Annotated in this window: 5 protein-coding genes; all 5 read right to left on the reverse strand. The window is 30.9% G+C overall.

What is annotated here, in order from left to right; genetic code table 11:
- Positions 1–6 precede the first annotated feature (6 nt).
- Positions 7–1,818, reverse strand: coding sequence for a condensation domain-containing protein (locus tag JCM14822_RS06290; protein WP_306307302.1), 1,812 nt, complete (start codon positions 1,816–1,818; stop codon positions 7–9).
- On the reverse strand, positions 1,772–8,053 hold the full coding sequence (locus JCM14822_RS06295; RefSeq protein ID WP_054740672.1) for a non-ribosomal peptide synthetase: 6,282 nt from the start codon (positions 8,051–8,053) through the stop codon (positions 1,772–1,774). Before JCM14822_RS06295 ends, JCM14822_RS06290 begins: the two co-directional genes overlap by 47 nt.
- A gap of 144 nt (positions 8,054–8,197) precedes the next feature.
- Complete coding sequence (gene ectB / locus JCM14822_RS06300; RefSeq protein ID WP_054740674.1) at positions 8,198–9,451, reverse strand: diaminobutyrate--2-oxoglutarate transaminase; 1,254 nt, start codon at positions 9,449–9,451, stop codon at positions 8,198–8,200.
- A gap of 26 nt (positions 9,452–9,477) precedes the next feature.
- Positions 9,478–11,235 (reverse strand): ABC transporter ATP-binding protein, encoded by a 1,758-nt coding sequence (locus JCM14822_RS06305; RefSeq protein ID WP_054740676.1) that lies wholly within the window; start codon positions 11,233–11,235, stop codon positions 9,478–9,480.
- The gene (locus JCM14822_RS06310; protein WP_054740678.1) at positions 11,228–13,018 is read right to left on the reverse strand and encodes an ABC transporter ATP-binding protein; all 1,791 of its coding nucleotides are present in this window, start codon (positions 13,016–13,018) and stop codon (positions 11,228–11,230) included. The genes JCM14822_RS06305 and JCM14822_RS06310 overlap by 8 nt, the downstream gene beginning before the upstream one ends.
- Positions 13,019–13,022 lie beyond the last annotated feature (4 nt).

A 13,022-nucleotide genomic window follows, 5' to 3' on the forward strand; every position in this document is an offset into this window, starting at 1 on the left:
TACGCTCTAAGTTTCATAATTATCACTTAGTAAAGAGGCATCAGATACGTTAATCCTCTTACCTGTATAACAATCTATCTGATTTGTTGTGCTATTCGTAATAAGTAACTGTACACCACTATTTTCTAATATATATTCTATTCTGTTTAATGGATATGTAGGGTCTATCGGTAAATAAGCTCCACCTGCTTTTAAAATACCTAGGAATGTTGCGACCAATTCTATAGAAGTTTCTAACATTACCCCTACAACTTCTTTAGGTTGAATTCCCTCTTTTATGAGACTATGGGCAATTTGATTGGCTTTTTTATTAAGGGCTTCATAAGTTACGTGATTTCCATCATTAATTAATGCAATCGCATGAGGTTGTTTCTGCACTTGTTGTTCAAAAATTCTATGTATTGTTTCTTGTGAACCTATCATTTGACTTGATTGACTAAACGTTTGTAAAATCTCTACTTGCTCTTCTTCTGTCATCATTGAATACTTGTCTAAAGTTTGGTCTGGATTATTCAATAGTTGTTTCAATAAGACTTCATAATGACTTAACATCTTTTGAATTGTTTCTTCTTTGAAAAGACCAGTACAGTATTGTATACCTAAAGTTATATCTTGCTGCGTTTCTAACACTTGTAATGTTATATCAAATTTAGAAACCGTATCATCAAATTTATATTCCCTAACTTTAAGGCCTTCTAAATCAATTACTGCATCATCTATATTTTGCATGACAAACATTGTATCAAATAATGGATTATGGCTTAGCTCCTTATTTAAACCTAACTTTTCAATAAGATATTCTAAAGGATAGTCTTGATGTTCGAATGCTTCTAATGTATTTTGTACAACGTCTTTCAAGAAATTTCTAAAAGTCATTTGATATGTCACTTGATTCTTAAGTGCTAATGTATTGACAAACATACCCATTATGTCTTGTACATCTTTATGATTACGCCCTGCTATAGGTGAGCCAATAACAAATGATTCTTGACCTGTATATTTATATAATAAAATATTATAGGTTGCTAGTAGAATCATATAATAAGTCGCACCTGTTGCTTCTTGTAACTGTTTTAAGCTATTTACCACTTCTTGATTTAATTTATGATAAACTGTTTTCCCTTCAAATTGTCTTACAACCTTTCTAGGATAATCTGTAGGAAAACTCAAAATAGGAATATCATCTTTAAACTGTTCCAACCAGTAACGTTCTTGTTGTTCTAATTTTAAATGATATTGCTCACTTACTTGCCACATTGCATAATCTTTGTATTGTATTTTAGGCTGTGGCAATATTTCATTCTTATAATACTTGATAAATTGTTCAATAAATAGCTTAGTAGAAATACCATCTGAAATAATATGATGCATGTCATAGCATAATATGCTCTTATTAGGTGCTAATTGAATTAATTGCACTCTCAATAATGGTGCTTGAGATAAATCAAAAGGTTTAATAAACTCCTTCATATACGTGGTAATATCATCTGTATTCCCCTTTTGAATTTCTACTTTAAAAGATACTTCAGGATTTACCTTCTGCATAATCTTGCCATCTACTATTTCAAAGCTTGTCCTTAATATTTCGTTTCTTTCAATGACAGCTTCAAATGCATGGGTAATCTTTGACTCATCTAATTCGCCTTCTATAATTAAGGCGCCCGGCATATTATAATTTGTACTTTCTGGCTCCATTTGATTTAACATATACATTCTATTTTGAGCAAATGAAACATCATAATATGGCCTTTCTAATGCTTTTTCAATATTGTCACACTGTGCTTGTGTGCCTTGAATAATTTGTGCTAAGCCCTGAATAGTAGGACTTTTGAAAGACTTCTTTCAAAGTAACTTCTTTGTTCAATTTACTATTAATTGCGGCAATCATCATAGTCGCCTTTAATGAATGTCCACCTATTTCAAAGAAATTATCTAATATACCTACCTTGTCTTTTCCTAAAATTTCTTCCCAAATACTTACTAATTTCTCCTCTATTTCATTAGTAGGTGCCACATAAGATTCATTGTTATATAATGCTAGATTAGGTTCTGGAAGCTTCTTTCTATCTACTTTGCCATTTGAGGTCATAGGCATCTTATCTAAGGCAATGAAATAAGCTGGAATCATATATTCAGGTAAATCCTTAATTAATGCTTCTCTTAATGCGGCAATGACTAAAGGACTCTCACTAATTACATAAGCACATAAATATTTTTCACCTTGTTTATCATCTTTTGCAATTACGACAGCTTCTTTAATGGTTGGTAATTTTAAAAGTGCACCTTCTATTTCACCTAACTCAATTCTAAATCCTCTTATTTTAACTTGGTGGTCAATACGGCCCAAGTATTCCATTTCGCCATTTGGTAAAAGTCTAACTAAGTCTCCTGAACGATACATTCGCTCATACTGCTTATATGGATTTTGAACAAATTTTTGAGCTGTTAATGTTGGATTATTCATATAACCTCTACCAACACCATCTCCCCCTACACATAATTCTCCAGGTACACCTATTGGTACAAGTTTCATATTTTGATCCATAACATAAGTTGATAATGTTGGAATAGATCGTCCAATATTAGATATATTAAGCTGTATATCTTCTATTGTAATTTCTTTATAGGTAACGTGTACAGTTGTTTCTGTAATACCATACATATTAATGAGCTTGGTTTGTTGATATTTTTTTGCCCATTCACTTAGTAAAACAGGTTTTAATGCCTCTCCACCAAAAATAACATATCTTAAATTTAAATGATCTGTTTGTGAAGCTAAGCTCTGCTCTATTAAATTATAAAAAGCGGTCGGTGTCTGATTAAGTACAGTTACTTGTTGCTTAGCTAATAGCTTTAAAAATGCCCTAGTATCTTGTGCTACAATTCTAGGCACTAAAACAAGCTTGCCACCATAAAGTAAAGCCCCATACATTTCCCATACAGAAAAGTCAAAACAAAATGAGTGGAACATTGTCCATACATCATGTTCACTAAAATCAAATTGCATCTTGTCATTAAATAATAATCTGATTAAGTTGTGATGTTCAATCATTACACCCTTAGGCTTACCTGTCGTTCCAGAAGTATAAATAATATAAGCTAAATCAGATGGCTTATTCACATTTACTAAATTATCTGTATTCTTATCATACAGTGTTTCATCACATGCCTCTAATACAATGCCCTTATAGACAATATCCTTCATTAATTCGCCCTGTGTAATTAAAACCTTTGCCTGACTATTTTCTAACATATAGTTAATTCTATCTGAAGGATATAATGGTTCAATTGGTAAATAGGCTCCTCCAGCTTTTAATACTGCTAAAGCTGAAATAATCATTTCCATAGAACGGTCTAACATAATTGCTACGATGTCATTTGGTTTAACACCTTTTTCTCTTAAAATGTGTGCTAAACTATTTGCTTTTTCATTAAGTATTTGATATGAAAGCTCTTTTCCCTGCATAAATAATGCAATATTTTGAGGTGTACATGCTACTTGTTGCTCAAAAACCCTTCCTATCGTTTCTTCATATGGATATACTGCCTGTGTATCATTAAATGTATATAAAAGTTCATTCTTTTCTTCAAATGAAAGAATTTCTAAATCCTTAATTAAGCAGTTAGGTACCTTAACAATTTGCTCTAATAATTGTAAATAATGCTTGAGCATACGCTGAATTGTTTCTTTTTTAAATATCTTAGAGCAATATTCCATTTCAAAATAAATAGCTTCTTTATCTTCTTTTACTTCAAGAGATAAGAAGAACTTCGCAAATTTACTTTGAAGTTCAATAGGTGTTAACTTAAGATTATCTATTGCAAATGTCACCTCATCCATATTTTGGAGTGTAAAAACTACATCAAATAATGGATTTCTTGATAAATCTCTCTTTACTCCTATTTCATCTACTAATCGATCAAAAGGATAATCTTGATTTGCATATGCATTTAAGGTTTCTTCTTTAACCTCTTTTAAAAAGTCACTAAAACTTTTTTCTCCACCAGGATAATTTCTAAGTGCTAATGTATTTACAAATATTCCTACAATATCTTCAACACCTTTAATATGACGTCCTGCAATTGGTGTTCCTACAATAATGTCTTCTTGACCAGTATATTTATATAATAAAATATTATATGCTGCCACTAAAAGCATGTATAAGGTAATGCCTTTTTCCTTAGTCAATTGATATAATTCTTCTTTTAACCCATTATGTCCTTTAACAACAATACAATCTCCCTCAAAGCTTTGATGTCTTGGTAAAGGAAAATCAGTTGGTAAATTTAATGTTGGAATCGTTGTATCAAACTTTCTTAACCAATATTTCTTTTGCTCATCATACATATTGGCACTTAACTTTTTGTTTTGCCAAGCTGCAAAATCTTTATATGTTAACCCCATAGCTGATAATAGTTTATTATTGTAGGCAGCCATAAAGTCTTTCATTAAAATATTAATAGAAATACCATCTGAAATAATATGATGCATATCAATAAGTAAAATATTCTTTTCCTCACTTACCTGAATAAGTGCTATACGTACTAGTGGGGTTTTATGAAGCTCAAATGGCTTAATATAACTTAAAATAATTTGCTCTGCCCTTAACTCATCTGCTTCTAAATAATCTATTTTAGCCTCTATATGTGCTGCTATCTTTTGTTTAAGCTTACCATTAATATATTCAAAATAAGTTCTTAAAGCCTCATGCCTATCAAATAATACTTGAATTGCTTTTCTAAATTTATCCTGATCAATTTTACCTTTTATCCAAAATGCACCTGGCATATTATAAGCCGAACTACCTTCTTCAATACTATTTAATATATAAAGCCTTTCTTGTGCAGCAGATGCCTCATAATAATTTGCCTTTGGAACTGATGGGATTGTTTCATGATTATTGTCTTGAATATTAGCAATATAATTTGCCATTTTTCTAATGGTAGGATTTACAAATATTTCTTTTAAAGGAAAATGGATATTAAAGCTTGCATTAATTTTTGACATCAACAAAGTAGCTTTTAATGAGTGACCGCCAATCAAGAAAAAGTCATCTAGTACACTAATATGCTCTATCTCCAAAACTTCTTGCCACAACTTTAATAACACTTCTTCTGTTTCATTATGTGGTAATACGATACGGGCTGTATCTGCTACAATTCCTGCCTCTTCATGATTTGGTAATGCTTTACGATTTATTTTTCCACTAGGTGTTAATGGGAAAGCTTCTATTTGCATATAAAAAGATGGTACCATATATTCTGGTAATTCTTTAGACAAATAACTTCTAATCTGATTGATATCTATTGCATTTTCACCTGTTAAATAGGCAACTAAATATTTATTACCTATTTGATCTTCTTTAGGTACTACAACTGCATCTTTTATGCAGTCATTTTTAACTAATAATGCTTCTATCTCTGCTAACTCTATACGATATCCCCGAATCTTAACTTGATGGTCTATTCTTCCTAAATACTCAATGTCCCCATTAGCTAACCATCTTACAAGATCTCCTGTTCTATACATTCTTTCTTTATTATAAAATGGATCCTTTACAAACTTCTCATTCGTTAACTGCTGTCTATTTAAATAGCCTTTTGCTAATCCATCACCTGCTATACATAGTTCACCTGCTATGCCTATTGGTTGCATACGATTCATTTCATCTAAAATATATGTTCTTGTGTTAGCAATTGGTTTACCAATTGTTATTTTTTCCAAACCTTTTAACTCTTTAATAGTAGAGAAAACTGTTGTTTCAGTTGGTCCATAACAATTATATATTCTTGCATCACTTAATGCATTGAGCTGTGTTTGTATGCGTTCTGGAAATACTTCTCCTCCTAATAAAACTGCTTTAATAAGCGATAGGCATTTTGCACTTTCTGTATCACTTAATAAGATTTGCATACGAGAAGGTGTCGTTTGAATGAACTGAACTTGATTCTCACGAATAAGCTTAGCCAACAAAATAGGATCTCTTTGTTGCTCACTATCTGCTAAAACAATTGTGACACCTTTTGATAATGCAAAAAGACTTTCTGTTACAAACATATCAAAAGATACTGTTGTTACACTTACAATCGTATCAATGTCCCTTAAATCTATTTGCTGCGTTAGTGCTTGGATTAAGTTATTAACTGATTGATGTGTCAAAGCTACACCTTTAGGTTTTCCTGTTGAACCAGAGGTATAAATAATGTAACTCATATCTTCTGGTTTATTAATAGGCTCTAAATTTTCATTATTTGTCTCATCATGACAACTTTTATCATTTTCTAATAAATCAATATTTAAAGTTATACCTTCAAATAAATCTTCATTTATACTACTACTATCCATTAGTAATATTTTTGCCTGACTATCTTGTAACATATAGGCTTTACGTTCCTTAGGATACTCTACATCAATAGGCACATACGCTCCACCCGCTTTAAGCACTGCTAAAATCCCAACAATTAAGTTAACTGAACGTTCTAACATAATTGCTACAAGGCAATTCTCTTTAATGCCTTGACTTCTTAAATAATGTGCTAAATGATTTGCCTTAGCATTCAATTCCTTATAAGTAAGTGTTTGTTCATTAAATTTTAAAGCAATCACATCTGGCGTTTGTAGCACTTGCGCTTCAATTAGTTGTTGAATTAAAGCTTCTTTGTTATACTTTAACTGTGTTGCATTAAAAGTATTTAATATTTGTTGCTTTTCCTCTTCTGTTATAGCCTCTATATTATCAGCTATGCTATTGGGATTTTTGACAATTTGTTTTACGATATTTTCAAAGTGTAGTTTTAAACGTGCAATAAAATCTTCATCAAATAATTTATCATTATAACTTAATCTAACGGTAATTGTATCGCTCGGATAAACTACTAAGTTAAAATCATATGTCGTTTCTTCAAAAAATTCCATATTATCAATGGTTAAACCTAATTTTTGATACTTACTTAGATTTTTTATGCCTTCTTCAATTGGATAATTTTCAACTACCATGATATGATCAAATAATTCACTGTTTAGCATAGACTGTGCTTGAATATCTGCTAAAGGCAAATAGCTATATTCTATAATTTCAGTTTGTATGCTTTGTACTCTTTTAATCATTTCAATAAATGTTTCATTCTTTTTAAATTGAATATACATTGGTAAAGTATTAATAAATAATCCAACCATTTGCTCTGATCCAACTAATGTACTAGGCCTACCTGATACAACAACACCAAAAACTACCTCATCTGAATGATAATAATTTTTAAGCAAAATCCCCCATATACCCTGAAGTAAATTATTAAGTGTAACACCTGCCTTTTTAGATATATCTTCTAACTTGCTTGTTAATTGCTGATTAATTACTAAATCTGACTCTTCTATATGACGTTTTACATCTACACCACTTGAAACATTTTGTGGGAGCTTATAGGCCTTTTCATAACCTCTTAAATATTCTCGCCAATAATTTAATGCCTGTGTATTATCTTTTTTCTTAATCCACTCTATATAACTACTATATGGATATATCTCATTGACATCAATTGATTGATGAGCTTGTAAATTCTTATAGTTTATAAACATGTCTTGCATGACAATGCCCAGACACCATCCATCCATTAAAATATGATGGTAACTCCAAACTAAGCTATACTTTTCTTCCCCTAATTTATAAACACACATTCTCATTAAAATATCTTTTGATAAATCAAATCCTCTATCAATATCTTCTTTTTTTAAGATATTAATTTTTTCCTTTTGCTGCGCCTCACTATAATTTGATAAATCCACATAGCCAATAGTAGCTTTTCGTTCTTTTAAAACGATTTGTATAGGCTCTTTTACTTTATCTATCTTAAATATTGTGCGAAATATATCATACTTTTCAATAAGGCCATTAAATGCTTGTTCTAGCATTTTCATATCCAGTTTACCTGTTATGTCCATTGAAATTTGTTCAAAATATGAGTGTTCTTTTTTGTCTAGTAAGTAATGAAATAACATCCCCTGTTGCATAGGTGTTAAACTATATATTTTCTTTATTACTAATTTGGGTTTCATCAGTATCTCCTTCTCTGTTTATTCAAATAAAAATCCTAATAATATTTAGTTTATAAATATGTTAACAACCCAATACTAATAAAAAATTTAATCACTAAATATATTTAGTGATTATTTTTATCTCTTATAAATATATCTATTTCCTTAACCAATACATTCAGAAATAGCTTCCTTTAAAATATTACAACCTTGCTCTAATAACTCCATTTCTATATTTAATGGTGGCATTAATTTAACCACTGCATCATCTCTTCCTACACGCTCTGTAATTAAACCTTTTTCAAAACATTTCTTCATGACTTCTTTAGATTTTGCGCCGCCACCTAATGATGTAAAGTCAACTCCCCAAATTAATCCAATTCCTCTTGCGTTAATCTTTTCATGAAGTGGCATAATTTCTTTTTCTAAGTATTCCTTTATAAAACTCTCTCTTTCCCATACCATTTCATCTAAATTAACCTGTTCTCTATACTCTATTGCAGCTTTTGCTGCTACAAAGGCCATTTGATTTCCTCTAAATGTCCCATTGTGTTCTCCTGGATTCCAAATATCTAGTTCTGGTTTTAATAAAAGCAATGACATAGGTATACCATATCCACTAATAGATTTTGATAAGACAACCATATCCGGTATAATTTCACTTCTCTCGAAAGATAAAAATGAACCTGTTCTACCACATCCTACTTGTACATCATCACAAATCAATAAAATATCATGTTTTTTACATAAGGCACTTAAATCTTGCATCCATTTGTTAGAAGTAATATTAATGCCACCTTCTGCTTGAGTTGTTTCAAATATAATTGCAGCAGGTTTCTCAATACCTGAATGATCATCTGTCAAAACATCATCTATGTATTTAATTGTATCAATTCCCGCCATAGCATAAGATGGATGTGGCATAAATGTCACATTTTCAAGTGGCACGCCAGCGCCTAATCTACTATCTCTATTACTTGTTACAGCTAAACTTCCTGCTGTCATTCCATGAAAAGCTCCCATAAAAGCAAATACACCATTTCTCTTCTTTACTTTTCTCGCTAACTTTAATGCGGCTTCAACTGCATTAGTACCTGTAGGACCACAAAATTGTAATTTATAGTCTAGCCCTCTAGGCCAAAGAATTTTTTGAGTAAATGTCTCAATAAATTCTCGCTTAGCTGTTGTATACATATCTAAGCCATGCATAATATTATCTTCCATTATATAGTTAATGACTGCTCCCTTAAGATAATCATTATTATGTCCATAATTTAAAGCCCCTGCACCAGCAAAAAAATCAATATACTCCTTGCCATCTTCACTAAATAACCTTGCACCTTTAGCCTTTTTAAATACAACTGGAAAAGACCTACAATAAGATTTTACATTTGATTCCATCGTATATAATAATTCCATATAAATGACCCCCACTCATATTTTGATTATTTAATTTCTCGATTAATTAAAAATGCATATACCCCATCTTGATTCATTAATTCTTCATGTGTTCCTTCTTCAGCTACTTTCCCCTCCTTAATAACAAATATCTTTTGACATTTTTTTATAGTAGATAAACGATGTGCTACTATTACAACTGTTCGGTCCTTCAACAAAGTGTCAATTGCTTGCTGAACCTTTAGTTCATTTTCAGAATCTAAAGCAGAAGTGGCTTCATCTAGTAAAACAATAGGTGTATCTTTTAAAAATGCCCTAGCAATTGCTATTCTTTGTCTTTGACCGCCTGATATATTTTTTCCTCCTTCTTCAATTATAGTATTATAACCTTCTGGCAATGCTGTTATAAATTCATGTATATTGGCACTTTGGGCAGCTGTTATAATCTCTTCATCTGTTGCATTTGGTCTAGCATATCGTATATTCTCCTTAATTGTATCTGCAAAAAGATAAACTTCTTGAGGCACATATGTCACTTGACTTCTTAAATAATCTAAATTATACGCCCCAATAGGTTTACCCATTATTTCTAAAACACCTTTGGTTGGCGGATAAAAACCTACTAATAATTTTAACAAAGTACTTTTACCACCTCCACTTGGACCTACAAATGCAACATTTTGACCTTTCTCAACCTTTAATGATAAACCGTTAATAGCATAATCTTGCTGGTTGTAACTATACTCTAAATCCTTGAATTCTATGATAGGCTGCGTTATTATTTCATCTTGTGTAAATTCACTTATAACCCCTTTTCGAGTTTCACCACTTATTTCTTCATCTAAATCTAAGAGTTCAAATAAACGTCCAGCTGAAGCTAACGAAATTTGTAATGTTGAAAAGCATTTACCTATACTTAAAAACGACTCACTAATATTAATTTGTAGTTGTATAACAGCCGCCAGTGTAGCAATCTCAATTTCGCCATTCATTACAAGGAATGTTCCTATCATTAATGAACCGCCAAATCCTATCATACTTAAAAAATAATTAGTTCCTTCTAATACAGCGACTTTATTAGACCTTGCTACTGATAATGTGGTCAAATTTTCATTTACATCTTCAAAACCTTTATATCCACTATGATTTGTTCCAAACATTTTTAAGACATAAAAACCAGCTAATTGGTCTGTATACTTTTCTGTTAAATACCCCATACTATTTTGAACTTTATTACTTAATTCATGAATAGGCTTTGAAAACAATGTATTAATAAATGTTAAAAAGACACCCATTATGCATAAAATACATGTAATCTTCCAATCCAAAATAAACATTATAATAGCTGAACCTATTCCTAAAACAAGTGTTGAAACAATTTCTCTTAAATTTTCTGTAAAAGCTTTTTCTGCTAATAATGTGTCATTTGCAAATCGAGAAATAATATTGCCACTATGATGTGTATCAAAGTAACTTATAGGCAATCGTTGAAGCTTTTGAAATACTTCTTGTTTAATGATAACCATCGTTTCTCTTATAGCTTTTTTATAATAATAAAAGCAAATTGGCAAACTGATTATTAATATAAGTGCTGCAATTCCTAATATCTTCAGAATGCCTATTATTAATGATAAATCAGATGCCTGTGCAGCTACTACTAGTCTTTCTAATACAAAAGCTAATAGAATATACATACTTGCATTTCCTATGCTTTGCCCTATTAAACCAATAATGTAGGATTTGCTTCGAGGTTTCATATAGGACATTAAACGTTTAAATTCTTTCATTCCTATTAAATTAAGCATGTTCTCTTCTCTCCTCATTATTTTCATAGTTTTCTTGTGGCATCTGCTGCTCATTTAATTGTTTATAATAGAGATTATTACACATTAATTCTTCGTGTGTTCCTCTTCCTACAATTTTTCCTTTATCGAGAACAATAATTTCATCTGCATTCCTAATTGTTGATAATCTATGTGCGATTACAAGTACTGTACTATTTTCTCTTATACGCTCTAAAGATTCTTGAATTAAAACTTCTGAATGGGTATCTAGTGCTGAGGTAGGCTCATCTAATAAAACAAGTGGTGCTTTCCTGAGAAAAGCTCTTGCTATAGCAATGCGTTGCCTTTGACCACCTGATAAACTGTTTCCTCTTTCCTCTAATACTGTATTATAGCCGTTTGGTAAATGTTGAATAAATTCATCCGCATTAGCAGCTCTTGCTGCCTCAACAATTTCATCAATCGTAACATTTTCCATCCCATAAGCTATATTTTCTGCTATTGTATTTGGTAAAAGATATATATCTTGCGACACTAATGAAATATTAGAACGTATCATTTTTAAGTCTAATGTTTCAATTGGCTGTCCCCATAAATTAATCCTACCTTCACTTAATTCATAAAAACCACAAATCAACTTAATAATTGTACTTTTACCACTTCCACTTGAGCCTACTAAAGCTACTGTAGTTCCTTTTCTTACATTAAATTTTACCCCTTCAAGTACAGTATTTGAGTCATTATATGCAAATTTTGCATTATTAAATTCAATAATATTTTCTGCATTCCATTGAAGTACATTGTTACCACCTTCTTTTTCAATAGGTTGGTCTAATATCTCAAATAAATGTTCGACTACACCTGAAACAGTTTTATATTCTGTAAGCATTCTTGGTAACATCGCTGCTGAATTGGATAGAAAATCTAGTAAATATATGAAAGCCAATAATTCACCTGAGGTGAGGATACCTGCAACACACAGATATCCTCCACAGATGACACTTACAATAATAGGACCTATACCTAAAATAGTTCCTATAGGTACTAATAGAGAATTAATCTTCTCAATGCTCAAACTTTCTTTTAAAGTACAATCTAATAAATAGGCATATTTATTAAATAACTTGTCGTATAAATTATATGTTTTAACAATACTCACACCATTGATATTGTCTTGGTAAGTCGCATTTACTTTCGCAATTCCTTTTTGTAATAATTTAATTCTTTGTTTAACAGGAATAACAACAATAAATGTAAGTCCCATTGTAATGCCCATTGTCACAATGCTAATTAATAATAAAATCCCATTAATACGTAAAAGCAGTATAAACGCACCTAAAAATAATATGGGTTCATATACAAAGTTCTTTAAATTATTTTCCAGGAATTCTTGTAACAATATGATGTTATTCGTAAGTCTTGATACAATTTCTCCTGAATGATTCTGCTCAATATAGCTTACATTAATCTTTTCAATGTGTGCATAAAGTGCACTTCGAATATCTCTTATGGAATAAAAGCTAAACCTTGCAGCTGTATATTTCACAAAGTAACTGGAAATAACACCACTTACAGTTATACCTGCAATAATATACACATATTTAACTAATCCATTAGACTTTTTATCTTGTAGTTGTTCTACAAGTGTGCTAATTATTTGAGATAAATAAAGATTAATGCCCACTAAAATGAGCGAAAACACTAAACATGCTAATAAGAAATTCCAATATGGCCTTGTATAGTAACATATTCTCTTAAAATTGTTTTGAGGCAATTGCTTTTTCTTTGTACTCTTATTTTTCATGATT

It is taken from the genome of Cellulosilyticum ruminicola JCM 14822, from assembly GCF_001311925.1.
Taxonomy (GTDB): Bacteria; Bacillota; Clostridia; order Lachnospirales; family Cellulosilyticaceae; genus Cellulosilyticum; species Cellulosilyticum ruminicola.